Raw genomic sequence first — 24219 nt, 5'->3', positions numbered from 1 at the left:
ACTATTAAGCTTTAGGCAAAGTAACGCCTGTCTGCCCTTGGTATTTACCACCACGATCTTTATAGGAGGTTTCACAAACTTCGTCTGATTCGAAGAACAGCATTTGAGCCACACCCTCACCCGCATAAATACGTGCAGGCAGGTTAGTTGTATTTGAAAACTCCAGCGTGACATGACCTTCCCACTCAGGTTCAAGTGGAGTCACATTCACGATAATGCCGCAACGTGCATAAGTCGATTTACCCAAGCAAACGGTCAGTACATTTCGTGGAATACGGAAGTATTCTACTGTACGCGCTAAAGCAAATGAGTTGGGTGGAATGATACAAACATCCGATTCAATATCGATAAAGCTTTTTTCGTCAAAGTTTTTCGGATCGACAATTGCAGAGTGAACATTGGTGAATACTTTAAACTCACGCGCACATCGCACGTCATAGCCATAGCTTGAAACACCATAAGAAATCAGCTTTTGACCATTTTCATCCAGACGAATCTGGTTTTCTGCATACGGTTCAATCATGCCGTGTTTTTCGCTCATTTCGCGAATCCAACGATCAGACTTAATTGCCATTGATATAATCCAAAAATCTTAAAAATAAGTAATTGCGACGTACTTTAACTGAAATTGACACCAATGAAAATAAGCGAAATTCTGACAGCTAAATTTCAGGAAATTTAGCTGCTTTTTCAGGTTTAAAGACTGAGGAGTGCTGAATAGGATAAAGGTACAGAAAAGCTCATTAAAATAATGGAAGCGGTCTTTTGTAAGTTCTTTTGATTCAGCCAGCGATTGTTTTTTCTGGCCAATAAGCTACCTAAAAAAGTCCAGAAAAATGCGATAGGAATAAGTAATGCCAAGAATGCCAGCATATAAGTCACATAATATTGACTGCTTTTCCACACAATGACCGGGAAAATAGCCGAAGCAAATAATAATGCCTTAGGATTCAGCAAAGTCGCCAAAAATAGTTCCCGTGCCCGAATCGAAATACATTGAAAATTTTCACCAAGTTCTGCGGTACGCCATAATTTTAAAGCTAAAAATAGAATGTAAGCAGCACTACAGAGTTTGAGGATATGAGGTAATTCCGGTAAATAGACCGAGATTTTACCAATCAAAAAGCCCCAGAATGTAATTGCGATGAGATAGCCGAAAGCTTCTGCGGGAATAAGGCGAAAAGTTTTTCTAAATCCAACTTGAATACCTGACGATGCCAATAAAGTATTGGTTGGGCCCGGTGTTAATAGAATGGCTGCCACTAAACCAATAAATAACCATGAAATCATAGTTTGACCTCGCTCTTAGGTATTAAGCATAAAATAATCCGGTCAAATCTGCAAAAAAATAATTGTAAGAGAACATATTAAAAATTTTTATATTTTCTTATTTTTTAATTAATTTCATATAATTAGATAGAAATACAAGAAATTTTCTTTTCAGTCAATTTTGTCAATTTATAAAGCTATAAGCTCATCATAAAATTGCTATAAAAGTAGAAGTTTCAATAGAGTATTCGGACTTAAAATTCCTGAAATACTAGTCTCTATACCATGAATGGAAAACTATCCAAAACTTTGAAATCATTATTTCCGGTAACCTTTGATTGAATTTTAACTAACTAAAATCCCTGCTCTTGCGTATGAACTTTGGACACCTCTCTAGAAAAATTTGGTGATGGGAGCAACTTTTACCTAACTCCTAATGATTAAATTTCCACTCTCCATTTAAGATGTCTATCTTGCTCAATTTGTTCAACATATTGATAAAGCAAAATTTCGAAAAAAATGTTATTAAAGGTATTCAGACAAAATAATTGCTGTTAAATTGTACAAGGACAACAATTGATAATTCACATTTTTTAACATCCAGACGGTTTAGTATATTGTTGTTTTAATTATATTTTAAGAACTACAGAATAATATCAGGAGTCATATATGAATAAATGGATCAAACTTTCAGTCATGAGTTTAGCGCTATCAGGTGTAGTTGCTTGCTCGAATGATAATGCACAAAATAAATCAGATAATCAGGCTGCATCTGGCGAGAGCGTAGCTGCAGATAAACTGCAAACCCGATTTGTCAATATTGCGACAGGCGGTGCCTCAGGCCCTTATAATGTCATCGGAACAGGATTGGCTGAAATCTATAACAAGACCTACGGCGTAAGTTCCAAAACCCAGACCACAGGGGCTTCTGTCGAAAATCTAAATTTATTAAAACAGAACAAAGTTGAAATGGCCTTTGTCATGAGCGACAGCTTAACTGAAGCAATTAATGGTCAAGGCAGTTTTAGTTCTAAAATTGACAACGTGCAGCAGATCGCTGCGCTTTATCCAAACTATGTACAGATTGTCACTTCAAAACGTTCTGGTATCAAAAATATTGAAGATCTCAAAGGCAAACGTATTGCAGTGGGCGCCCAGAATTCAGGTGTAGAAGTGAATGCCCGTACTCTATTGAACGGTTTTGGTATCACTTATAAGGATGTCAAAGTAGATTACTTAGGTTATGCCGAAGCAGCTGATGCCTTGAAAGGCGGTAAACTGGATGCAGCCTTCCTGACCAGTGGTCTTCCAAACTCTTCACTGATGGAGCTGCAACAGGGCTTTGATCTACAACTGGTGAGTATTAATCCAGATAAAGTGAAAGCGATTGCCAAAGATCAGGCGTATTTCCTGCCAATGACCATTCCTAAAGGGACCTATGGCAATGCTGAAGATATTCCTACAGCTGCGATCATGAATGCGCTGGTGGTTCGCTCAGATTTGTCTACCGATGATGTATATAAGCTAACCAAGACGTTCTTCTCCAGCTTGGATCAACTCGCCAATTCACATCAGGCTGCTAAAGAAATCACTTTAGAAGGTGCACAAAAAGGTCTGGTTGCTCAACTGCATCCGGGCGCGCAAAAATTCTATGATGAGAATAAAGCGAACTGATGAAATGGATACAAGGTGCAGCGATTGCTGCACTTTTTAGTTTGGCTGCTTTTTTTATTAGCTGTGTTTGGATGACATTTCCGTATATTTTTGTGGAAGTGAAAGAGCAAAATTTTCAGTGCAAAATTGACCAGAAATCCTTTCAGCTCAGCTGGATGCATTCGGTAGAAAGAACACAGTGGAAAGAACGTTATCTTCTAGACAAGGACCATTTCATTCTGACAGATACTCAGTTCATTTCATTTGGTGCGGGTACACCTGATCAAGGTACTATTACTCGACAGGATGATGGCAACATCCATATGCAAATCAACCGAGAGATGAAAGAACTCAACTGGGTCATTTCACGCAGAATGCAGGGACAAATTGAGAGTGCTGATCGGATCTGGAATATTTATCAGGATTTTCCCGACTACAGCACGGTACAACTTTCTATAAGAAAAGACAGCCTATGGAAAAAAAGAGGTTTAAATGATTGCCTATGAATCCACAAGAAACAAGAAATGTGACCGAAGCACTGGATGATCAACAGCAACAAGAATTATTAGAAAAATTTGACCGTGAATCTGTCACTCGCAATCCGATCAACAAATCGGTTCGCTGGTTTATTGCTGCCTTGGCAATATCCTATTCGTTATTTCATCTTTATATTACTTTTAATCCCTTACCCGAACTGATTCAACGTGCAGCCCATGTATCCATTGGTCTGGCGCTGATTTTCTTGTTGTATCCAGCACGTCAGGCCAGTAGCCGGCAAAAGGTAGCATGGACGGACTGGATTTGGGTGATCGCCTCTTTTGCTTCTTTCTTTTATTTATTTAAAGAGTATCAAGCGATTATGACCACTCGGGGAGGCATTCCCAATACGCTGGACATTGTCTTCTCGATTATGACAGTAGTATTGGTGGTTGAGGCTGCTCGAAGGGTAATGGGCTGGATGTTGCCGATCTTAGGACTGATTTTCTTAAGCTATCCATTTGTCAGTCATTTTGAATGGATGCCGGATCGCTTGCTCACTCGCCCCTATACATTCAGTGATATTTTCGGACAAATGTATCTGAAGACTGAAGGTTTATATTCTTCAGCCATTGGTGCTTCAGTCACCTTTATTTTCCTGTTTATCCTGTTTGGTGCCTTTCTGGCGAAATCAGGAATGGGAAAATTATTTAATGATCTCGCCATGGCACTTGCGGGACATAAGCAAGGTGGACCAGCCAAGGTCGCGGTGATTTCCAGCGGTTTTATGGGCAGTATCAACGGGACGGCGGTTGCCAATGTCGTAGGAACAGGTTCATTTACCATTCCTTTAATGAAGAAAATTGGCTATCACAAAAACTTTGCCGGTGCAGTGGAAGCCAGTGCTTCTGTCGGCGGGCAGATCTTGCCGCCAGTAATGGGTGCCAGTGCCTTCATCATGGCAGAAACCACGGGTGTCAGTTATGGCACGATTGCCTTAGCTGCGGTATTACCTGCCCTGCTGTATTATCTCGGTGTGATGGCACAAGTCCATTTCAGAGCTGGTCGGGATCATCTGAAAGGCGTTCCCAAAGCTGACCTACCACGAGTCAAAGAAGTCCTGAAAGAACGAGGACATTTATTATTTCCAATCGTTGCTTTGGTATTCTTTTTATTCCAGTCGATTCCAGTGAGTTATGCCGCTGTTTATACAATTTTGTTGACCATTGTGGTGGCAGCATTCAGAAAATCTACCCGTATGGGACCTAAGGAAATTCTGGAGGCTTTAGCTGATGGCGCCAAGCAGTCACTTTCAGTGATGGCTGCCTGTGCGGTCGTGGGTATCATTATTGGTGTGGTGAGTTTGACTAGCTTTGGTTCTGTCATGACTTCTTCAATCATGAGTATTGGTGCTGGCAGTCTGTTCCTCACCCTGTTCTTCACCATGATTGCATCGATGATTCTGGGCATGGGTCTACCATCGATTCCTGCCTATATCATTACCGCGACGATGGCAGCACCTGCTTTGGCCAACTTTGATATTCCAATCCTAGTCGCACATATGTTTGTGTTTTATTTTGGCCTGTTTGCCAATATTACCCCACCAGTTGCCTTAGCCGCCTTTGCTGGTGCCGGGATTGCAGGTGGTGACCCAATGCGGACTGGATTCCTGGCCTTGCGCCTATCCCTAGCCGGATTTATTGTGCCCTTCCTGTTTGTCTATAACCCGGCGATGCTGATGATTGATACAACAGATATTGCCGTGAATGCCAAAGAATTTGCCTTACCGGCATGGAATGTCATTTTAAGCATTACCGTAACATCCATTGTCGGCATTCTGGCACTTGGCGCTGCAGTAGAAGGCTACTTTAAAACCGCGATGAATTGGTTCTGGCGCATCTTCCTAGGGGTTGGCGCTCTCATGATGATTGTGCCTGAGACCATGACCGATATTATCGGCACCATCATGGTGATTATTGCAATTGGCTTTAATATCATTCAGGCAAGAAAAGAAAATACAGCTACGACTAAAACCTCATAAAAAAAAGAGAGCTTAAGCTCTCTTTTTTTATTATAGAATCTTAGAAAATACGAGTTTTATCTTTTTCTGCTTTTGGCAATTTTGCTGCAATTTTCTGAGCAATGGCCATATAACTTTCAGCAGCATCATCTCCAGCAATCACTGAAGGCTTACCGGCATCGGCATTTTCACGAATCACTGCATTCAAAGGCAAGCGGCCGAGCAATGGAATATTGTATTGCTCTGACAGTTTATCACCGCCGCCTGTACCAAAGATCTGTTCTTCATGACCGCAGTTCGAGCAGATATGGGTCGACATATTTTCGACTACACCCATCACTGGAATCTGCACACGGTTAAACAGTTCAATACCTTTAGTTGCATCCAGCAATGCCACATTTTGCGGTGTGGTCACAATCACTGCACCCGTTACCGGAATACGCTGAGCGAGCGTTAACTGGATATCACCTGTACCTGGTGGCATATCAATCATCAATACATCCAGATCTGGCCATAAAGTTTGATTGAATAGCTGCATCAAGGCACCTGTTGCTTTCGGACCGCGCCAAGCAACTGGCGTATTATTATCACCCGTTAGGTGGCCAATCGACAGCACTGCCATACCATAGGCATCGAGTGGGACAAACTGCTCGGCTTCGATCATCGGGGTTTTGCCGGCATTGCCGAGCATCGTCGGAATACTTGGACCATAAATATCCGCATCCAGTACACCCACTTTCAAACCTAATTTTTGCAAAGCCAAAGCCAGATTCACAGTTGTGGTTGATTTACCTACACCGCCCTTACCTGAAGAGACCAGAATGACATTCTGAATGCGTGGATGCTTCGGCACATCACGTTGCTGTGGAGCAGCTTTCTGGATCGGCGGATTATTTGGGTCAGCTTCTGCTTGAGCTGCATGACCTGAAGCATCAACCACAGGTGGCAGATTCGATTTTGGAGCAGCAGTTTGCGGCTGGCTGGAACAGCTCTCGCCTTCTGCATGATGATGTCCACAACCGCCTTCTTTTTTATGACCCGTCTTTTGCTGAATCACATGCAGGTTCAGTTCTTTAATACCGCATTTCTCTAGCGCATCCGCCAGTTCATCATGAATCTGCTGTAACTGCTCTTTTTCTTCCGGATAGGTATTAATGGTGATCTGTAGTATCTCACCTTGCACATTGACCTGAGTAATCCGGTCTTTCAGCGCATTGCTAGAATTTGGCAAGATATAGTTTTGCAGTACGTTCTGCACAGCTTCTTCGTTCACCTCCTTGGAAGGCGAAAAAACCGATTTAAGCGAAGAAAGCCAGGACATAGGTTACTCCAAAAATATAGATAGACATCTGAATAGCTTAGTTTAACGAGGTTTTAGTCTCAGGTTAAGCAATCTGTATTCAGAAGCCTGAAAGACAAATATAATTTCCAACTATTTTACTTGGTTTTAAAGAGTTACAGGGAAGAAAATTTATAAAGTCAGCATTACATCTTATTTATTGTTTTATATTATTGATATTTTAAAATTTTAAATAAAATTAACTAGATAGTATCCATTAAAAAGCCACTTCATTCAAAAATTAAATGAAGTGGCTTTCAACATGAAATGATTATTTATGATTTTTATCTTGATCGGTCTTGTTTTGCCCAGATTGATCAGCCTTATCCTGATCCTTTTTAGCATCATCTTTATTATTGGTCTGATCTGAATTTTGATCCTTATCCGTAGCATCCTTAGAAGAAGAATCCTGATCCTGCTTTTTAGAATCACCTGACTGAGGCTGGTCATCGCCTTTCATTTTAGTCATGGTTTCAGCCGCCATCTGTTTCAACTCATTCAGTTTCGTAGCAGCTTCATTCACCAACTCACTAATTTTGACCTTAGTATCTTCAAACTTGTGTAGCGCTTCATCTTTTAAATTTGCCATGCGATCCTGGTCAGCCTGATTTGCTGATTTATCTCCAGAACTTTGATCCTGTGCCTTTTTCGAATCATCTGAACCTTGCTCGCCGTTTTTCTGGCTGTCTGATTTGCCATTTTTTAACTCATTCAGAATCTTTTCGCCTTTTTGCAACAGCTCTTCACCAATTGCGATGGCTTTCGCTTTTAAGTCATCCATTTTGGTACTTTCAGCTTTTTTATCTGATTCATCACCATGATTAGATTGGTCATTTTTAGACGCATCTTTTTGCTCTGATTGCTGATTATCTGATGCTTTAGAGTCTTGCTGTTTATCAGAATTTTCATCAGCACCATTTTTTTGGGCTTCTAGGACTTCTTCATGCTTCTGCTTATGCTGTTTATCAATCTTGTTCTGCTTCTGCTCTTGTTCAATCTTGTCATGCAGTTCTCGTGCATGTTGTTCTTTATCTTGATTCTGTTTTGAAGTACTTGTCTGGTTATTCTGAGTCATGAGTACCCTCCTAAGGCGTCATAATAAAAATGATCAGCCAAATTTTTAGCACAAAGCATGCAATGACGTGGGTGAATTAAGCAAACTGCAACAAAGCCTGTACATGTTGTTGCTATTGCTTGCAGGAAGTAGCATCAACTTATCTCAATCGAATTTTTAAGGGTCAATTACCTGTCTATAGCCTGTTTTTGTATTCTGAATATTCGGCCTGATTTATTCCTTGTGCTTCTGTAAAAGCATTTCTTTGTAATCCCTTCTGCATCATGTAAAATTATGGCCCATTGCATAATGAATACGAATGAGAGAGTGAATCCGTGCGTAAAATCCTAGTCACCAATGCCCTTCCTTACGCCAATGGCCCGATTCATATGGGTCACTTACTCGGCTATATCCAGGCTGATATATGGGTACGTGCGATGCGCGCGATGGGTCATGACGTGACGTATGTCTGTGCGGATGATGCTCATGGTACAGCGATCATGCTGCGTGCTGAGGCAAATGGCATTTCACCTGAAGCACAGATTGCCAATGTGCAAAAAGAACATATTCGTGACTTTGACGGTTTCGGTGTGCATTTCGATCATTATGACTCTACCCACAGTGATACTAACCGCGCCCGTGCTTCAGAAATCTATATCAAAAACCGTGAAGCCGGTAATATTGCAGTTCGCCCTGTAACCCAGTTATTTGACCCTGAAAAAGGCATGTTCCTGTCAGACCGTTTCATTAAGGGTACATGCCCAAAATGTAAGGCGGAAGATCAATACGGCGATTCATGTGAAGTTTGCGGTACAACTTACAACGCGACTGAATTATTAAATCCAAAATCGACTTTAAGCGGCGCGACTCCTGTTGAGAAATCTTCGGACCATTACTTCTTTAAACTGCCAAATTTTGGTGAATACCTGCAAAAATGGACCCGTGACGAAGGCCGTCTACCCGTATCTATCGCCAACAAATTAGATGAATGGTTTGACAATGGCTTGAACGACTGGGACATCTCACGTGATGCACCGTATTTCGGCTTTGAAATTCCTGATGCGCCAAACAAATATTTCTATGTGTGGGTGGATGCGCCAATCGGCTATATGTCGAGCTTCGAGAATTACATCAAAACTAAACGTCCTGATTTAAGCTTCGATGATTTCTGGAAAAAAGATTCTAAAAATGAAGTCTATCACTTCATTGGTAAAGACATCGTTTACTTCCATGCCCTGTTCTGGCCTGCAATGCTGGAAGGTGCAGACTACCGTACACCAACCGGTTTATTCGTGAATGGCTTCCTGACTGTAAATGGTCAGAAGATGTCTAAATCTCGCGGTACCTTCATTAAAGCTGAAACTTATTTACAGCATTTGAACCCTGAATACCTGCGTTATTACTTTGCTTCTAAACTTTCTGACAAGGTTGAAGATTCTGACCTGAATCTGGATGACTTCGTTCAGAAAGTGAATTCGGACCTAGTGGGTAAAGTAGTGAATATCGCCAGCCGTTGTGCAAAATTCATCAATACCAAGTTTGACAACAAGCTAAGTGCAACTTGTGCCGAGCCTGAACTGGTTCAAAGCTTTATTGATGCTGGCGATTCAATTGCCAAAGCTTATGAAACCCGTGAATTCTCGGCAGCGATCCGTGAAATCATGGCACTTGCAGATAAAGCCAACCAATACATTGATGAGAAAAAACCTTGGGCTTTAGCGAAAATTGAAGGCGAAGAACAACAGGTTCACGATGTGTGTTCTGTCGGTATTAACCTATTCCGTCAATTGGCTGTGTATTTAGCTCCAGTGTTACCAACATTGGCTGCTCAGGTTCAGGCCTTCCTAAAACTAGCTTCTTTCGACTTTGCTTCACGTACAGAAATCTTAACAGGTCATGAAATTGCATTGTTCCAGCCATTGATGCAACGTGTTGATCCGAAAGCTGTGGCTGCGATGGTCGATGCATCTAAAGATTCTTTAGCTGCACCTGCTGCTGAACCAGCAAAAGCTGAGAAGAAAAAAGAGAAAGCCAAAGAGAAGAAAGCTGAGCCTAAAGTCGGTGAAGCTGAAATCATCACCATTGATGACTTCATCAAAGTTGACCTGCGTGTAGCGGAAGTTCTGGATGCTGCAACGGTTGAAGGTTCTGACAAGCTTTTACAACTCACGTTAAATGTCGGTGAAGCTGAACCACGTAATGTCTTCAGCGGTATCCGTGAGTTTTATAAACCGGAAGACCTGAAAGGTAAACTGGTGGTGATGGTTGCGAACCTTGCTCCACGTAAAATGCGTTTTGGTATTTCAAACGGTATGGTACTTGCGGCTGGTAATGGCGAAGGCGTTTGGGTGATTTCACCTGAATCTGGTGCTAAACCGGGTGATAAAGTTTCTTAAGATTTAGGTCTTAGATAGAAGAAAAGCCTCTACTGATGTAGGGGCTTTTTACTTAGTCTAATAAAATAATACTCAGCCAATAAAAGTTCTTCATCTTTAATTTTTTTACCATTTATACAATATATTTTCTTGTTTTTAAAAAATATATCTATAGAATTTAAACGCTTTTTTATTTTTAGAATTATTCGGGGTAAACATGAAAAAATTACTAGTTTCAGCTTTAGCAGCATCAACAATTGTATTCACAGGATGTTCAGTTCGTATGGCTGATATGACTGTAGCTTCAACGAAAAACTTCAACCTAAACTCAACTCAGTTCGTTAAAGGCGAACGCGTTAAAGGCGAAGATAAAGTTCCAGTAATTTTATTCCCTTTAGGTATTCCTAATTTCAAAACAGCAGTAGATCGTGCAATTGAAAAAGATCGTTGTGCAGTAGCACTTTCTGATGTAGTCATCACTCAACTAAATCAAGCATTTCTTGTAGGCCAAATTGGCTATCGCGTAGAAGGCACTCAAATTATTGACCGTTCTCAGCCTGAATGCAGTAAATAATTGCTTATTAAAAAAGCCTCTATCTTTAGAGGCTTTTTTAGGTCGATCTATAAATCAGATAGCACTTATTTATCAAGGAAAAATTCCCAGATGACATAGCCAATGCCGAAGCCCAGCAATGAATATAAGGTAATAATGAAAAATACAAATGCTGCATTATTTTTCTTTTTCCAAAAACTCATAGTGATACCCAAGGCTGTTTGCAATGCCCCATGTTAACGGGCTTTTTTATAAAAGTGAAATTTATCTAAGTAATTTATTTATAAAAATATTTTTAGAAAAAAACTTTTATTTTCTTAAAAAATCAATATACAGATTCAAACTGAATGCCTAGTACAGATATTCAATTCCTCTTCTCTCTTTTAAAAAAGGTAAATATTTTTATATTCTATTTTCATGCTTTACATGCTAATACATAGCATAAACTTCACAACCATAAGAATTGCCATGAATATTTTAAAGACCTCCCTCCTCACCTCTCTACTTTCATTTTCTGTTTTGGGTGTAAGTGTGAGTCAGGCTGCTGAACCTGCAACAATTGCTTTACAAAAACAAGTCGCCGGCTACTATCATCACCAAATTGGTAATACTCAGATTACTGCCCTGCTGGATGGCACAAACTACTTAAATCCATCGATGTTTAAAGGCCTAAATGATGCAGAAAAAACTGAGATTTTGAAGAAATATCATGCCGATCAAGCCAAAGGCATACAGACTTCAGTCAATGCTTTCCTGATTAATACAGGCAATCAACTGCTCATGGTGGATAGCGGTGCTGCAAGCTGCTTTGGTGCACACTTAGGGTCAATTTATAACAACCTCAAGGCATCAGGTTATCAGCCTGCTCAAGTGAGTGGTATTTTCCTGACTCATCTCCACCCTGATCATGTTTGTGGCATTTCAAATAACGGCGCAGCAAATTATCCAAATGCCACCTTACATATTTCTAAAACCGAATATGACTACTGGCTAAGTCCAAATACCGTTAAAAAACTACCGAAAGACCAGCAGGAGGGTTTCTTAGGCACCGTAGAGAAAATTAAAGCAGCCCTTGCACCCTATGAAAAAGCTAAAAAAGTGAAAGTCTTTTCTGATAAATCTTTAGCCTTTGGTGGGATCGAGTTTAAGCCATCCTTTGGTCATACCCCAGGGCATTACAGCTTTAAACTCAAAGCAGATGGTCAAGAAGTCGTATTTGTCGGTGACATCGTCCATTCACATACCTTGCAATTCGACAAACCTGAAACAGCCATAGAATTCGATGTTGATCCTAAAACTGCGGTGCAAACCCGTTTAAAGCATTTTGCTGAATATGCCAAGCAAGGCCAGACCATTGCAGCACCACATTTACCATTCCCAGGGATCGGTCATATTTACTCAAAAGATGGAAAGAGCTATCAATGGATTCCCGTACATTTTAAAGATTAATTGAATACTTCAGATTTTAGCTCCGGATGAAACCCTAATTTGTTAGGGTTTTATTTATTGGAAATATAGCTAATCAATAGCCTATATGACTTCTAAAATTTAAAACCATGATCTACTTTTGCAATTCAAAATCATCTTTCACTTATTTTTTTTAAATTTTTTCTTAAAAATCCTTTTACTTTTCATGTGCACCTTTAACACACATTTTTAACATGCCATTTTCCCGTGATAAAGCTAAATATCTAAAAAACAAAATATAAATTTAAATTTTATCTTTTCTTATGATGTCTTAGTTTGGTGCATAAAATTCTATTGTGCTTTATATCGAGTCTTGTCAGTTTCAAGAAATTCATTATCAAAATTTCCCTTGTTAGTAACTCTTTTCGAATCAGTTTGCCTCTATATACTGGATTTCTTTTGTGATTCTATGCACTAAATTGGAACGCACAATGCAAAATATAGACTTATTATTTCTCCTTCTCGGTGCAGTTCTAGTGCTCGCTATGCATGCAGGATTTGCGTTTTTAGAACTAGGGACAGTTCGCCATAAGAATCAGGTCAATGCCTTAAGTAAAATTCTCACTGACTTTTCCCTCTCCGCCATCGCTTACTTTCTGGTGGGCTACTATATTGCCTATGGTCAGCATTTTTTCCACGATGCTTCTACTCTAGCAGCCGATCATGGTTATAACCTGATGCGCTGTTTCTTCCTGCTAACCTTTGCCGCAGCTATTCCTGCGATTATCTCGGGAGGCATTGCTGAACGGGCCAAAATGCGTTCGCAGGCTTTAGCGACTTTATTTCTGGTGGCTCTGATTTATCCATTTTTTGAAGGGATGATCTGGAATGGCAACTTTGGTTTTCAGGACTGGTTGGCAGATACCTTTGGTGCCAGCTTCCACGATTTCGCCGGCTCTGTGGTCGTGCATGGCATGGGAGGCTGGATTGCTCTGGCCGCGGTCGTTTTACTTGGTGCACGTAATGGACGCTATAAAAATGATGGCCGGATTACTGCACATCCCCCTTCATCTATCCCTTTCCTTGCTTTAGGCTCATGGATTCTGATTGTCGGCTGGTTTGGCTTTAATGTGATGAGTGCACAGCGCCTGGACGCCATTTCCGGACTGGTTGCAATTAACTCTTTAATGGCAATGGTCGGTGGAACTATTGCGGCAAAAGTAGCCGGTAAAGATGACCCGGGCTTCTTGCATAATGGTCCATTAGCCGGACTAGTTGCCATCTGTGCAGGTTCTGATGTGGTACATCCACTGGGTGCATTATTTATCGGAATCAGCGCAGGCGTAATTTTTGTGAAACTCTTTACCTATACCCAAAATAAACTTAAAGTTGATGATGTATTAGGGGTCTGGCCTTTGCATGGCGTATGTGGTGCTTTCGGTGGAATTGCTGTCGGTGTATTCGGTCAGCAATGGCTAGGAGGTATGGGCGGTGTTTCTATCATTTCACAATTATTCGGTACCGTACTGGCGATTGTAGTGGCTCTGGCAGGTGGATTCCTGGTTTATGGTCTGCTGAAAGTGTTGATCGGTATTCGTCTGAGTCAGGAAGAAGAATTTACCGGTGCGGATTTATCTATTCACCGGATCTCGGCAAATTCGGAAGAAAATATTTTTTAAGAACCAAATTAAAAAAGCCCCGAATCATTGGGGCTTTTTTTATGGTCTGCGATAATTGGAAAATTACTTCATCCCAAAGATCAGCTTTAATCCCAGCACGGTCATGACCGCCCCTGCTGCACGGTCAAAACCGGCTTTAAACTTCAAATATACTCGACGTGGCTTTTCAGCAGAAAGTGCAACGGCCACCAGCGAGCACCAGCCTGCATCAATAAAGAAACATAAAACCGGTAATACAAAATAAAAGTAAGTTGGAATTTCTTTTGGCAAAAGCGCAGTAAAAATACTGGCCAATACAATGGCAATTTTTGGGTTAGATAATTGAGTAATCAAACCTGTCATATAAGCACGACGTAAGGACATCTGAGTTTGACTGTCATCGCCTGCATCGATTGGTTCTTTGGCATGCTTGATAATTTTAAAAGCCAACCAGAGCAGATATAAACCACCACAAATTTTAAGCGCCAGATAGGCAGATGGCACAGCCAGCAAAAATGCCTGCAAACCTAAAACTGCAAGCAGACCAAAAATCGCCGCCCCTGTTCCGGTACCTAAAGCTGTAAATAGGCCATGCTTACGTGAGATCGCAATTGAATTTTTCGCTACATAAATAGAAGTCGGTCCTGGGCTCATTGCACCTAACATGAGGGCAAAGGCAATTGAACCTAAAATCCAAAATGATTCCACGTGACCATCCAAACTTAAAATGAATGGCTTATTTTAAGTAAAAATAATTTATTTTGCTTTAATATTTCTACACAAATGATGCAATATTTGTGCGAAATCCGGCTATTTCTTCAATTGGTCTTGAGCGGTGAGGGATGAATCAAGCATCTTATAATCATGGTCATACACCGGAACTCCGCCAATGATCATGCTTCGTGTATCAGTTTTAGGTTTATTCAGCGGATCATCACAGCCAGATAAGCCTACTAAGAACAATACACTTAAAATCGTACAGGATAGTATTTTCATTATTCTATCCTCCTCTAAGTTCCCTATAAGATTCAGATTAGCAAATTTGTTTAAATTTTCAGCATATGAATTGTGACAATCTACGAAATTTTATTCTTAGTTTAAGGAGCTCATGATTCTGCCATCCTGCTGATTCTATTTCGCTATAATTTGCTCATTCTTAGCTTATGAAAATACCATGTTTGAAAAAATCGCCCAGCATATTCCAGACCAGCGCATCTGGCTGAAAAACAGGTTTGTAACCATACGCCGTCTGGATCTGGTGCATCCACAAATATCAGGCAACAAGTTTTTTAAACTGAAATACAATTTTCTGGAAGCACAGCAACTTGGCTTTAAAAAGCTGCTGACTTTTGGGGGCGCTTATTCCAATCATATTGCCGCAACGGCATTTGCAGCACAGCAGTTTGGCTTTGAGAGTGTCGGCATTATTCGGGGTGAAGAACTGGCTCATCAGCCTTTAAACCCCACTTTAGCGTTGGCACAACAATACGGCATGCAACTGCATTTTGTGAGTCGTGAAGAATATCGACGTAAACAGGACGCTAATTATCTAACAGCGTTAGCACAAAATTTTCCTGCACATTACATCATTCCTGAAGGCGGTACTAATACATTAGCGATTCGGGGATGTCAGGAGATTCTAAAGGACGGCGATGCACAATTTGACGTGATCTGCTGTGCTGTAGGCACTGGTGGCACGATTACAGGTTTGATTGAAGCCAGCCAGCCTCATCAACAGGTATTAGGATTTTCTGCCTTAAAAGGCAACTTCCTGAATGAGGAGGTGGCTAAGCTGACCAAGAAAAGAAACTGGTCCATTCTCGATGATTATTGTTGCAGTGGTTATGCCAAAACCACTCCTGAACTGATCCAGTTTATACAGCACTTTGAAGCTGAATATGATATTCCCTTAGAGCAAATTTATACTGGAAAAATGCTGTTGGGAATTTCAAATCTGATTGAAAAAGGCTGCTTTCCACCAGAAACAAAACTGCTGATCCTGCATACTGGTGGACTACAAGGTCGAAATATTTAAATCGCTTAAAGTTCTGATCGAAACTTAAATGCCTATCGGATTATTTTCATTGAGTGCAATTAGCCCTTTGACCAGCCGATAGACGTGCCAGACAAAGACAAGAAAAATAATCACAAAACCGATTAGAATTACGGTGAGCAGACCACCCAGAATATAGCCCAGTAAGCTGAACCAGAAGGTTTTAATCTGCCAATCCACATGACTTTCTAGCCAGGTGCCTCGCATTTCATCACGTTTAATATAATTCATGATAATGGCGATTAATGGGGTTATTCCCAGGAAAAAACCCAGTAGATGAAGAATATAGCTGATCAGATTATATTGTTTGTATGCTGCCGTATCCGTCATAAATTATTCCTTTCATTGTGATTATTTTTTAGGCATGACAAAACTATGCATGAATCCGCCAGCTGCTTCAAATTATTTATGATAAATATTCGCTAACACGCTGTAATTCGGGTAGCCCCTTTCAGGAATAGACAAAGCTGAAATAAAATTGTCTATAATGCTCCCCTTTCTTCTCCCTTGAGTGTGTCATGTCTGTTCAGCAATACGATGTTTTGGTCATAGGTGCAGGTGCATCAGGTTTAATGACGGCCTATATGGCAGCACAACGTGGTCGTAAAGTCGTAGTCGTTGAAAAAGCCAATAAGGTGGGTAAGAAAATCCTGATGTCCGGTGGTGGCAAATGTAATTTCACCAACCTCTATGTCGAACCTGAAAATTTCATCTCGCACAATCCGTATTTCGTGATTTCAGCACTGACCCGCTATACCAATTGGGATTTTATTGGCATGGTCTGTGAATATGGCATCGAGTATGAAGAACGTAAACACGGACAGCTATTCACCTTAAATGGTGCCAAAGAAATTCTGGCGATGCTGCTGTCCGAATGTGACAAAACTGGTCTGGTCGAGATCAAAACCAACTGCGAAGTGAAAGCTGTCAATACTGTGGACGATCAAGGATTTCAGGTAGCCACTTCTTTAGGATATTTTGAAGTGGAATCTGTTGTGGTTGCTTCAGGTGGCCTGTCAATTCCAACCTTAGGCGGTTCAGGCATCGGCTATGAGATTGCCAAACAGTTTGGACATCATGTCTATCCAACCCGTGCCGGTCTGGTGCCGTTTACTTTCTCGGATAGTTTCAAGGAAGTCACCACCCGTCTGAGCGGTAATGCAGTTGAAGCCACGCTGTCCAATGATTTAAACAGTTTTACTGAAGCTTTACTGTTTACCCATCGTGGTCTGAGCGGCCCTAGCTCCCTACAACTGTCAAATTACTGGGATGTTGGCCAAAGCTTTAAGGTTGATTTTCTACCAAGTGTCGACCTGTTTGATTTCTTTAAATCTAAAAAACAGAGTCAGCCTAAAGTTCTGCTACGTACACTATTGACCGAATATTTACCGAAGAGCGTAGTACTAGAATTACAGAATCTGATCTGGCCTGAAGTGGCTGAAACATTCATCGGCAATATTAGTGATGACAAGCTGGAACAGATTGCCAAACGTTTAAGTGGCTTTGAACTGAAGCCTTCTGGAACTGAAGGTTACCGGACAGCTGAAGTGACTTTGGGCGGCGTAGATACAACCGAAGTTTCATCTAAAACCATGGAAAGCAAAAAGCAGAAAGGCTTGTATTTTGTGGGCGAGATACTGGATGTGACTGGTCATTTGGGAGGTTTTAACTTCCAATGGGCATGGTCATCAGCACATGCCGCATCGGAATATGTTTAATACAGAGATGATCTGGGAAGAGAAAATACTTCGCTTATTCCAGATAATCCGTTTTAAACAGGTTGAGATTGGCCGTATTTTCTAAACGGTCAATCGTCAGTTGCATTTTCCGAGCCGCTTCCTGCAGATGTAAGGGTACTTGATCTGCCATAGGTGCCATGAATTTATGCTGAAATGTTTTCCACATCTTATTGATCTCCTTTTTCTTTATATTTTTAATGCAAGAAAAATACCAAAATCATTTTAGTATTCACTTGAATATTCTATATTTTTTAAAAAAGAAATTCTATGTATAGTGACTAGGCAGTATTTCGACTTAATTAAATTCGTCTGGATCAGGTATTTTCTTATCCAGCTCTTTTTCAGCCTGCTCATCCTGTTTGCTTTTCACAAAGACAAATCGATAAGCAGCCGTGAAAAAGCCAATGGTTATGCCTGCTATCACTAAGGGTGCTAACAGATTATTCGGTTTCTTGGCATTCATTCAGATTTCCTCAGGATTAAAAAAATCGACCACTCAAGCGTGGCCGATTTTGTTTAAATAGAACAGGTTAATTCGGGTCATCTTTTTTTGGATGACTATCGACATCCGGTTCTTCTTCACCTGTAGAACCAAATGGATTATTGGCTGGTGGATGAGTTGGATCAACTTGAAGCGAATCCGGTACAGCCTGATCGACATCTGGTGTCACCTGATCTACACCTGACGCTTCATCATCCTGCGGTGCAGTGGTCAAGGTCGCTGGCGTACTATTGGATAAATTGGTACGCATCGGCGCATTGTCATCTTGTGATTGATCTTGATTCGGCACAATATTTTCTCCTGTAGTTGAACTGCCTGCACCTGTAGTACCACTGACATCAGCACCTAAGCCTGAAGTCATGATATTAGTTTCATTTTTCAAAGGATTCGGCTCTTTAGCTTCTCGTTTAGCTTTATCGATCAAATCAGTCAGTACACGTTCTGCTGGTTGACGGCCACCGAGACCAAAGGCCAAGGCAAATGCCACAGCAACAGCACCCAGAGTTAAACCGAAGGCCAGATTCACGATCGAGTCAGCAATGCCCATGGCACGTAGACCCATCGCAATGACCAGACCCATGATCAGTACACGAACCAGGTTCGCTAACCAGCGTGAACTGTTGTATTCACCACGTTGCACAATATTGGCAACTACATTGGCCAGCCAGAAGCCAATCACCAGGATCACAGCACCTAGCAGGATGTTTGCACCGAAGTAGATGAACATCGCGATCAGGCCACTCACCTGTTCAAAGCCTAAACGGTCCGCAGCTTCGGAAACTGCAAATAGCATGGTGAACAGTACAATCAGATAACCCACCAGACTTGATAGTTTGGTTTTGCCTAGGAAGCGTTGCAGATCCAGTTTAGCTGGAACCTCATCTACGCCTGTTCCGGCAACGACTTCAGTCACCAGACGTGCTACCAGTCTAGACACCACATAAGCCAGAATCAGAATCAGTGCGGCTGCAATGATATTTGGAATGGCATTCATGATCTCATACAGCATTGCAGTTGCTGGTTGAGAAATTGCTTCGATACCCAGTGCTTCAAATGCAATGATTAATGACGTAATAATTACAACTGCGAAGATGAATGAACCAATCAGTTGAGCGACATTCGAGTTTTTGAAAATGCCGACTTTTTCAGCTTGATGTTGAATATTCAGGCTGTTGAGCAAACCTTCAACTATACCGCGAACGATTTTTGCCAGAATGTATCCGACAAATACAATAACTGCAGCAATGAAGATATTAGGCAGATAACTTACGACATCAGTCAGCATGTTCTGCACAGGTAGTAGTAAACCGTGTAGACCTAGAATCGACAAGACGATTGGCAAGAACAGCAGTAAAATCAGCCAGTAAACAATTTCACTGATATTTTGGCTAATTGGGCTAACACCGACTTCGGCACTCAGCTTTTCATCCAGCTGGGTGCGATCAAGCATTTTTTGCAAGCCGACTTTGACCAGATTTGCCACAATCCACCCAACAAAGGCCACAGCAACAGCCGCCAGCAATTGTGGAATAAAGAGCAAGAACTGCTGGATCATATTACTGAACGGTCCGCTCACTGCTGTCAGATTCAACACGTTAAGCGCACCGATGACCGCAATAATCAGAATAATCCAGAACACAACACGAGCGATAATACTCTCGACATTAGAGCGATGTCCTGTCGCTGCATTTAAGTGTGTATTGGTCCCTAGTTTTTGCAAGATTTTTTTAACACCTGCCGAGACGAGTAATGCAATAATCCAACCTAGGACTAATATGGCAATTGCACTAAGAATTGGATGAAACTGATCCCAGTAGTACATGGCATCATAGCCACCACGTGGGCCTCTCATATAATCATTCATGTTTTCTGCCCTCTTTGTTATTACGCTATTTGTCTGAATTCACGAGCTTATTTTTGAAATCTTCAGCTCTTTCCGATTGCTTATAAAGCTTGAACTTCCTGTGCTTAGCTTGCCTGGAGATACAGAACTTTGAAAAACATCACCACCTATTGCAAAAAAGCCCTAGTCATGAACCAGAGCTTTTTTTAATAATTCCAATTATTGGGTAGCCTGTTGAGCATCAGTTGCAGTAGCTTCTGCTGTATCTTGTGACATTTCGCCTACAGTGGCTGTTGCTTCTGTCATCGCATCATCTGCAGTAGCCATTGCTTCATTGCTTTCAACGCCTGGAGTAGCCGCCGGACTACCATTATTGGCAGGGGCTTCAGTCGCTGGTACTGGTGTATTAGGCTGGGTCGCAGGCGCATCTGGCTTCACATCTGCAAACATATAGAACAGGACTGCCAGTAAAAAGATACCGACCAAAATCAGGATATAGACAGGAATGCGCTTCTTCTGCGTAATTGCTGCCTGATCATGCAAAGGTGGTTTTTTATTAAAATCATCAACCATGACCATTCTCACTCTTTCTTATTCATAAGTAGATTTTTATCATAACAAGCAGTTATCACAGCTTCTGTGACAAAAGATGGTGAGATAGTGAATGGATGTAAGTTATATGTATGAGTCTGATGAACTTGGTATTAGTTTCAAAAAAAGGCATTTTCTAGCCTGAACATACTATGGTCTTATGGTTAGAAACTCTCTTCCGAGACAATTGATACTGGCAGTTTTTAGCTGATTTATCAGGAACTGAATTGTCTATAAAATAAACAATATACCAGTATGATTTTATTAGATTTTAAACACAATTTAAGTGGGCTAAAACATGCTGTAAAAATACCGTTTTTCAATATACCTGCTACTTTGCGCAAAATACGTTATAATTATCCACCTTATTTTTCATGCACCCGAGTTTTATGGCGTACCGTCAACAGAGTGTATCGCTTGATCTTGACACTGACGTCACACATCAATGTGCTTTGCACTACACTCGTGATCAGCATCTGATTGGAATCATTGAATTTAGCAAACCGAGCTTTATGCTACGCTGGCAGGATCTGGAATATTTCCGCCGCCGTACGGAAGAAATGTCGGTAATGCCTTTTCCGGACTGCATTAATGCCATGGTCATTGATGTACGGAATGTTGCGGCCTGGCTAGATAATGACGTTCCGATTATTCCATGGCGCCTACTGGAAGAAGATTGCCCGGTACGTCTAGTTGTGCCTGCGGATCGGATCGAGCATTATGCCGGTTTCTTTGAGCCGACCTGGTTAACGACCGATACAGATACTGCCATTCAGGAAATCCGTGACTTTATGGATATGTTTGTTCACTAATATGACAGTATGAAAAAAACCTCCATGACGGAGGTTTTTTTGTACCTAAAAAAATAAAAGTCCCCCTTTAACAAAGGGAGATTTAGGGGGATTCTTTTTAACTTGAAAATATTTTCAGTTTTAATCCATTTCTAATTTAAAGAAGGATGTAACTCCCTTTCCTTTTAAGCGATGAGCAGCACTGCTGCGCAAGGGAGAGGTAAAAGCCCCTCCTTTGCAAAGGAGGGGTTGGGGAGGATTCAAGAACTGACAAATAATCTAACTTCAATCCCTCCTAACCTCCCTTTTAGAAAGGGAGAAACTCTAAAGAAATTACCAATAATTCTCTACCGCAATATTTCCTTCACCACGACGGTTCATAGTCAGGCCACGTGCTTTTAGCGCTTCTTTGGTATCTTCAACCATTTCCGGATTACCACAGAGCATCACGTGACTGGTTTCAGGATTAAGCTGAAGTCCTGCTGCCCGTTCAAGTTCCCCATTCTCAATCAAAATAGGTAAACGATGATGAAGCACTGCTTCAGGATCGCGGGTAATGATTGGAATAAATTTAAAGCCAGTATAACCTTCGCCAAAGCTCTCGGCAATTTCCTGAATACGGTCGACATAAGCCAGTTCGTCTTGCGTACGGACGCTATAAACCAGGTTAATATGTTTATATTTATTCCAGGTTTCAAAGTCTTGCAGCATGGATAAAAATGGTGCCAGACCTGTACCGGTACCAAGCAGCCATAAATCTTGTGGCAATGGCAATTGATAACGTGCCAAAGTCAGATAACCATAGGGAATTTTCTCTAAGTAGAGTTCATCGCCTACTTTAAGATGTTGTAAATTCGAAGTAAATTTCCCTTCCGGAACCACAATCGAAAAAAATTCCAGCGTTTCATCAAAAGGCGATGACACGACTGAATATGCCCGAACGACCAGTTCATCCCCCACTTTCAAGCCAATACGCGCAAACTGTCCTGCCGTAAACTTGAAATGTGCAGGTCTGGTCATGGTGAAACTAAACAGCGTATTGGTCCAACGGTGTACAGATAAAATCTTTTCTAAGCTAAATTTTTCAATAGACATGATTCAAACGTGGCATCAAAGACTATGCTCATGGTAGCATGACAGCATAATTTATTAATATTTTTTAAATGTTAAGGCTCTATTCATGCGCATGACTTTACGCCAGTTGGCTGTTTTTGTAGCAGTTGCTCAAGAAGGCACCGTCACCAAAGCCAGTGATGCAGTCAAACTCACCCAAAGTGCGGCGAGTATGGCTTTAGCAGATTTAGAAGATGGTCTTGGCGCGCCTTTATTCGACCGTCTTGGTAAGCGTTTACAGCTCAATGACTTAGGTCGTTTTCTTCTCCCGCAAGCTCTTGAAATCCTTGGCCGCTGTGAAGCTTTCGAGCAGGCAGCCAAAGGTGAACTGCAAAGCATTGACCTTCGTCTCGGTGCGACGCTGACCATTTCCGACTATCTGATGCCAGATCTGATGGCGGATTTCCTGAAAATCCAGCCACAGGCTCACTTGCAACTGCAGGTCGGCAATACCCGTCAAATGATCGAAGCCGTAAATCAGTTCCAGCTAGATTTGGCCCTGATTGAAGGTTCTTGCCATTTACCACAACTGCAATGTATTCATTGGCGCGATGATGAACTGGCAGTATGCTGTGCGCCGGATCATCCTCTAGCTCAGCTAAACCGTCCGCTCACTGCTGAAGATTTTAAATCGGTTGAATGGATTTTACGTGAAGAAGGTTCAGGAACTCGTGAAGTCTTTGATAATGCCATTTTAAAAGATGTACCTGATGCCAATATTCGTCTGACTCTAGGTCATAATGAAGCGATTCTGAAGATTGTGGCAGGTGGTTTAGGGATGTCCTGTATTTCCAAGCTGGCGATTGAACCTTTGCAGGAAAAAGGTCAACTGGTCATTCTGAATACTCCATTCTGGTCACTCACCCGTCCTTTATTTATGCTGGTACACCGCCAAAAATATCAAGGACCAGGTCTTAAAGCCTTTATGAAATTCTGTGAAGCATAAATTTCACTTTCAATAAAAAAAAGCGCCTTTTGGCGCTTTTTTTTATTTACCGATGTCCAAATTGGCTTTCACATGGGATCCCATCGCCATCACCATCCATTTTGGTATTTGGACAATTTCTTAAAAAGTATAAAGCTTCTTCATATGAACTCATTTGACTACAATGCTGTCGTCCATCACAGCTAAAATTCTGCTGTACTTGTGGTTCTTCAACTATACGTTGCACTTCTACTGGCTGTATTCTGCTGCTTTGCCAATCCTGATATTTGTTATAAACCGCATAGGCTAAGCCAATCATAATCAGAAATCCAATGTAAGTGCTAAAGCTACTTTTCTTCTCTTGAGATTGTTTTCGTTGAGTAATACGAGGCTTATTTTCTAATGCTCGTGACTGAGGCGTATGTCGAGGGGTTTCCGTTTTGAGATCCAAACGCACAATATTGTCTGCTTTAAACTTGCCTGCATCCTGTACTTTGAGAAACTTTAACCTTTCCCCAACTTTTGGTGGCACATTCTTATTTGGAAAGTCTTTAATATGGAAGAATAAATCTTTTGACTCACCCGCTATCTCAATAAAACCAAAACCTCGTTCTTCGTTATAGGTCTTGATCTTCCCCTCTAAAAACATAATTCACTCTATTGTTTGATATTTTTAACTATTGTATTCAAAAAGCGTTTTTAATTCTAAAAATAAAAAAGCACCGTAAGACATTGCTGTCCCACAATTTTTCACAAGAGGAAGCTCAAATGAGCTTCCTCTTGTTTTATGGGTATTTTATCGGGTGAAAATAAAGCTTTTAAAGTTCTTCTTTCAAACAAATTCACTTGAATTATTC

Annotated in this window: 25 protein-coding genes; 11 read left to right on the top strand and 14 right to left on the bottom strand. The window is 41.1% G+C overall.

What is annotated here, in order from left to right:
- Positions 1 to 4 precede the first annotated feature (4 nt).
- Both dcd and FTV14_RS00115 read right to left on the bottom strand, forming a co-directional pair.
- On the bottom strand, positions 5 to 574 hold the full coding sequence (gene dcd / locus FTV14_RS00120) for a dCTP deaminase (RefSeq protein WP_004785008.1): 570 nt from the start codon (positions 572 to 574) through the stop codon (positions 5 to 7).
- Between the two features lie 122 nt (positions 575 to 696).
- Positions 697 to 1290, bottom strand: a complete 594-nt coding sequence (locus FTV14_RS00115) for a LysE family translocator (protein ID WP_034701986.1) — start codon at positions 1288 to 1290, stop codon at positions 697 to 699.
- 648 nt (positions 1291 to 1938) lie between these two features.
- On the opposite strand from FTV14_RS00115, the gene FTV14_RS00110 reads away from it, so the two are divergent.
- Genes FTV14_RS00110 through FTV14_RS00100 form a run of 3 tightly spaced genes read left to right on the top strand, consistent with a single transcriptional unit; the run spans position 1939 to position 5440 of the window.
- Positions 1939 to 2943: a TAXI family TRAP transporter solute-binding subunit gene (locus FTV14_RS00110; RefSeq protein ID WP_159124389.1), complete on the top strand. Its 1005-nt coding sequence runs from the start codon at positions 1939 to 1941 to the stop codon at positions 2941 to 2943.
- Positions 2943 to 3428: a DUF1850 domain-containing protein gene (locus FTV14_RS00105; protein WP_180011994.1), complete on the top strand. Its 486-nt coding sequence runs from the start codon at positions 2943 to 2945 to the stop codon at positions 3426 to 3428. Before FTV14_RS00110 ends, FTV14_RS00105 begins: the two co-directional genes overlap by 1 nt.
- Positions 3425 to 5440, top strand: a complete 2016-nt coding sequence (locus FTV14_RS00100; RefSeq protein ID WP_166139308.1) for a TRAP transporter permease — start codon at positions 3425 to 3427, stop codon at positions 5438 to 5440. The genes FTV14_RS00105 and FTV14_RS00100 overlap by 4 nt, the downstream gene beginning before the upstream one ends.
- A 40-nt stretch (positions 5441 to 5480) precedes the next feature.
- Here FTV14_RS00100 and apbC read toward each other — a convergent pair whose 3' ends face one another.
- Together apbC and FTV14_RS00090 are read right to left on the bottom strand one after the other, a co-directional pair.
- Complete coding sequence (apbC, locus tag FTV14_RS00095; RefSeq protein WP_180011996.1) at positions 5481 to 6740, bottom strand: iron-sulfur cluster carrier protein ApbC; 1260 nt, start codon at positions 6738 to 6740, stop codon at positions 5481 to 5483.
- Positions 6741 to 7029: 289 nt separating this feature from the next.
- Positions 7030 to 7833: a hypothetical protein gene (locus FTV14_RS00090; protein ID WP_180011998.1), complete on the bottom strand. Its 804-nt coding sequence runs from the start codon at positions 7831 to 7833 to the stop codon at positions 7030 to 7032.
- Positions 7834 to 8147: 314 nt separating this feature from the next.
- On the opposite strand from FTV14_RS00090, the gene metG reads away from it, so the two are divergent.
- Together metG and FTV14_RS00080 are read left to right on the top strand one after the other, a co-directional pair.
- Positions 8148 to 10208, top strand: coding sequence for a methionine--tRNA ligase (gene metG / locus FTV14_RS00085; RefSeq protein WP_166139312.1), 2061 nt, complete (start codon positions 8148 to 8150; stop codon positions 10206 to 10208).
- A gap of 196 nt (positions 10209 to 10404) precedes the next feature.
- Entirely contained in the window at positions 10405 to 10761 is a 357-nt protein-coding gene (locus FTV14_RS00080) for a hypothetical protein (protein ID WP_034581100.1), read from the top strand.
- A gap of 65 nt (positions 10762 to 10826) precedes the next feature.
- On the opposite strand, the gene FTV14_RS16165 is transcribed toward FTV14_RS00080, so the two are convergent.
- Positions 10827 to 10943 carry a hypothetical protein gene (locus FTV14_RS16165; RefSeq protein ID WP_373683639.1) on the bottom strand — a complete coding sequence of 39 codons (117 nt, stop codon included), beginning with the start codon at positions 10941 to 10943 and terminating at the stop codon, positions 10827 to 10829.
- A gap of 265 nt (positions 10944 to 11208) precedes the next feature.
- Between FTV14_RS16165 and FTV14_RS00075 the strand changes: the two genes are divergently transcribed.
- Both FTV14_RS00075 and FTV14_RS00070 read left to right on the top strand, forming a co-directional pair.
- On the top strand, positions 11209 to 12189 hold the full coding sequence (locus tag FTV14_RS00075; protein WP_180012001.1) for an MBL fold metallo-hydrolase: 981 nt from the start codon (positions 11209 to 11211) through the stop codon (positions 12187 to 12189).
- Positions 12190 to 12638: 449 nt separating this feature from the next.
- Entirely contained in the window at positions 12639 to 13826 is a 1188-nt protein-coding gene (locus tag FTV14_RS00070; protein WP_180012003.1) for an ammonium transporter, read from the top strand.
- Between the two features lie 63 nt (positions 13827 to 13889).
- On the opposite strand, the gene FTV14_RS00065 is transcribed toward FTV14_RS00070, so the two are convergent.
- Positions 13890 to 14513 (bottom strand): LysE family translocator, encoded by a 624-nt coding sequence (locus FTV14_RS00065; RefSeq protein ID WP_004785033.1) that lies wholly within the window; start codon positions 14511 to 14513, stop codon positions 13890 to 13892.
- Between the two features lie 102 nt (positions 14514 to 14615).
- Complete coding sequence (locus FTV14_RS00060; protein ID WP_180012005.1) at positions 14616 to 14801, bottom strand: NF038215 family lipoprotein; 186 nt, start codon at positions 14799 to 14801, stop codon at positions 14616 to 14618.
- 178 nt (positions 14802 to 14979) lie between these two features.
- On the opposite strand from FTV14_RS00060, the gene FTV14_RS00055 reads away from it, so the two are divergent.
- Positions 14980 to 15840, top strand: a complete 861-nt coding sequence (locus FTV14_RS00055; protein ID WP_180012008.1) for a 1-aminocyclopropane-1-carboxylate deaminase/D-cysteine desulfhydrase — start codon at positions 14980 to 14982, stop codon at positions 15838 to 15840.
- A gap of 24 nt (positions 15841 to 15864) precedes the next feature.
- Here the strand turns inward: FTV14_RS00055 and FTV14_RS00050 are convergent, their stop codons facing one another.
- On the bottom strand, positions 15865 to 16188 hold the full coding sequence (locus FTV14_RS00050) for a hypothetical protein (RefSeq protein ID WP_004785040.1): 324 nt from the start codon (positions 16186 to 16188) through the stop codon (positions 15865 to 15867).
- Between the two features lie 188 nt (positions 16189 to 16376).
- Here FTV14_RS00050 and FTV14_RS00045 point away from each other — a divergent pair, with 188 nt between their 5' ends.
- Complete coding sequence (locus tag FTV14_RS00045; protein WP_180012010.1) at positions 16377 to 17576, top strand: NAD(P)/FAD-dependent oxidoreductase; 1200 nt, start codon at positions 16377 to 16379, stop codon at positions 17574 to 17576.
- Positions 17577 to 17610: 34 nt separating this feature from the next.
- On the opposite strand, the gene FTV14_RS00040 is transcribed toward FTV14_RS00045, so the two are convergent.
- The 4 genes from FTV14_RS00040 to FTV14_RS00025 all read right to left on the bottom strand — a co-directional run bounded on the left by FTV14_RS00040 (position 17611) and on the right by FTV14_RS00025 (position 20515).
- Positions 17611 to 17763: a hypothetical protein gene (locus FTV14_RS00040; RefSeq protein WP_180053130.1), complete on the bottom strand. Its 153-nt coding sequence runs from the start codon at positions 17761 to 17763 to the stop codon at positions 17611 to 17613.
- Positions 17764 to 17892: 129 nt separating this feature from the next.
- Positions 17893 to 18060 carry a hypothetical protein gene (locus FTV14_RS00035; protein ID WP_179992650.1) on the bottom strand — a complete coding sequence of 56 codons (168 nt, stop codon included), beginning with the start codon at positions 18058 to 18060 and terminating at the stop codon, positions 17893 to 17895.
- A gap of 67 nt (positions 18061 to 18127) precedes the next feature.
- Positions 18128 to 19963, bottom strand: coding sequence for a mechanosensitive ion channel (locus FTV14_RS00030; protein WP_180012016.1), 1836 nt, complete (start codon positions 19961 to 19963; stop codon positions 18128 to 18130).
- A gap of 198 nt (positions 19964 to 20161) precedes the next feature.
- Positions 20162 to 20515, bottom strand: coding sequence for a hypothetical protein (locus tag FTV14_RS00025; RefSeq protein WP_180053129.1), 354 nt, complete (start codon positions 20513 to 20515; stop codon positions 20162 to 20164).
- A 407-nt stretch (positions 20516 to 20922) separates the two neighbouring features.
- Between FTV14_RS00025 and FTV14_RS00020 the strand changes: the two genes are divergently transcribed.
- Complete coding sequence (locus FTV14_RS00020) at positions 20923 to 21345, top strand: hypothetical protein (RefSeq protein ID WP_005237048.1); 423 nt, start codon at positions 20923 to 20925, stop codon at positions 21343 to 21345.
- 312 nt (positions 21346 to 21657) lie between these two features.
- Here FTV14_RS00020 and FTV14_RS00015 read toward each other — a convergent pair whose 3' ends face one another.
- Entirely contained in the window at positions 21658 to 22419 is a 762-nt protein-coding gene (locus tag FTV14_RS00015; protein WP_180053128.1) for a ferredoxin--NADP reductase, read from the bottom strand.
- Between the two features lie 85 nt (positions 22420 to 22504).
- On the opposite strand from FTV14_RS00015, the gene gigC reads away from it, so the two are divergent.
- A complete protein-coding gene (gigC, locus tag FTV14_RS00010) occupies positions 22505 to 23383 on the top strand; it encodes a LysR family transcriptional regulator GigC (protein ID WP_159124400.1) in 879 nt (292 codons plus the stop codon).
- A gap of 46 nt (positions 23384 to 23429) precedes the next feature.
- Here the strand turns inward: gigC and FTV14_RS00005 are convergent, their stop codons facing one another.
- Positions 23430 to 24011, bottom strand: coding sequence for a cold shock domain-containing protein (locus FTV14_RS00005; RefSeq protein ID WP_159124401.1), 582 nt, complete (start codon positions 24009 to 24011; stop codon positions 23430 to 23432).
- Positions 24012 to 24219 lie beyond the last annotated feature (208 nt).

This window comes from Acinetobacter sp. YH12236, from assembly GCF_013417645.1.
Classification (GTDB): domain Bacteria; phylum Pseudomonadota; class Gammaproteobacteria; order Pseudomonadales; family Moraxellaceae; genus Acinetobacter.
Note: the sequence above shows the minus strand (reverse complement) of the source record. Positions and strands in the feature narration are given on the sequence as shown.

Coding starts and splice junctions, on each gene's coding strand:
- FTV14_RS00015 (WP_180053128.1), bottom strand. CDS start 22,419: ATGTCTATTGAAAAATTTAGCTTAGAAAAGATTTTATCTGTACACCGT.
- FTV14_RS00090 (WP_180011998.1), bottom strand. CDS start 7,833: ATGACTCAGAATAACCAGACAAGTACTTCAAAACAGAATCAAGATAAA.
- FTV14_RS00005 (WP_159124401.1), bottom strand. CDS start 24,011: ATGTTTTTAGAGGGGAAGATCAAGACCTATAACGAAGAACGAGGTTTT.
- FTV14_RS00110 (WP_159124389.1), top strand. CDS start 1,939: ATGAATAAATGGATCAAACTTTCAGTCATGAGTTTAGCGCTATCAGGT.
- FTV14_RS00040 (WP_180053130.1), bottom strand. CDS start 17,763: ATGTGGAAAACATTTCAGCATAAATTCATGGCACCTATGGCAGATCAA.
- FTV14_RS00055 (WP_180012008.1), top strand. CDS start 14,980: ATGTTTGAAAAAATCGCCCAGCATATTCCAGACCAGCGCATCTGGCTG.
- FTV14_RS16165 (WP_373683639.1), bottom strand. CDS start 10,943: ATGAGTTTTTGGAAAAAGAAAAATAATGCAGCATTTGTATTTTTCATT.
- dcd (WP_004785008.1), bottom strand. CDS start 574: ATGGCAATTAAGTCTGATCGTTGGATTCGCGAAATGAGCGAAAAACAC.
- FTV14_RS00030 (WP_180012016.1), bottom strand. CDS start 19,963: ATGAATGATTATATGAGAGGCCCACGTGGTGGCTATGATGCCATGTAC.
- FTV14_RS00115 (WP_034701986.1), bottom strand. CDS start 1,290: ATGATTTCATGGTTATTTATTGGTTTAGTGGCAGCCATTCTATTAACA.
- FTV14_RS00105 (WP_180011994.1), top strand. CDS start 2,943: ATGAAATGGATACAAGGTGCAGCGATTGCTGCACTTTTTAGTTTGGCT.
- gigC (WP_159124400.1), top strand. CDS start 22,505: ATGCGCATGACTTTACGCCAGTTGGCTGTTTTTGTAGCAGTTGCTCAA.
- apbC (WP_180011996.1), bottom strand. CDS start 6,740: ATGTCCTGGCTTTCTTCGCTTAAATCGGTTTTTTCGCCTTCCAAGGAG.
- FTV14_RS00060 (WP_180012005.1), bottom strand. CDS start 14,801: ATGAAAATACTATCCTGTACGATTTTAAGTGTATTGTTCTTAGTAGGC.
- FTV14_RS00080 (WP_034581100.1), top strand. CDS start 10,405: ATGAAAAAATTACTAGTTTCAGCTTTAGCAGCATCAACAATTGTATTC.
- FTV14_RS00045 (WP_180012010.1), top strand. CDS start 16,377: ATGTCTGTTCAGCAATACGATGTTTTGGTCATAGGTGCAGGTGCATCA.
- FTV14_RS00025 (WP_180053129.1), bottom strand. CDS start 20,515: ATGGTTGATGATTTTAATAAAAAACCACCTTTGCATGATCAGGCAGCA.
- FTV14_RS00075 (WP_180012001.1), top strand. CDS start 11,209: ATGAATATTTTAAAGACCTCCCTCCTCACCTCTCTACTTTCATTTTCT.
- FTV14_RS00020 (WP_005237048.1), top strand. CDS start 20,923: ATGGCGTACCGTCAACAGAGTGTATCGCTTGATCTTGACACTGACGTC.
- FTV14_RS00035 (WP_179992650.1), bottom strand. CDS start 18,060: ATGAATGCCAAGAAACCGAATAATCTGTTAGCACCCTTAGTGATAGCA.
- FTV14_RS00100 (WP_166139308.1), top strand. CDS start 3,425: ATGAATCCACAAGAAACAAGAAATGTGACCGAAGCACTGGATGATCAA.
- FTV14_RS00070 (WP_180012003.1), top strand. CDS start 12,639: ATGCAAAATATAGACTTATTATTTCTCCTTCTCGGTGCAGTTCTAGTG.
- FTV14_RS00050 (WP_004785040.1), bottom strand. CDS start 16,188: ATGACGGATACGGCAGCATACAAACAATATAATCTGATCAGCTATATT.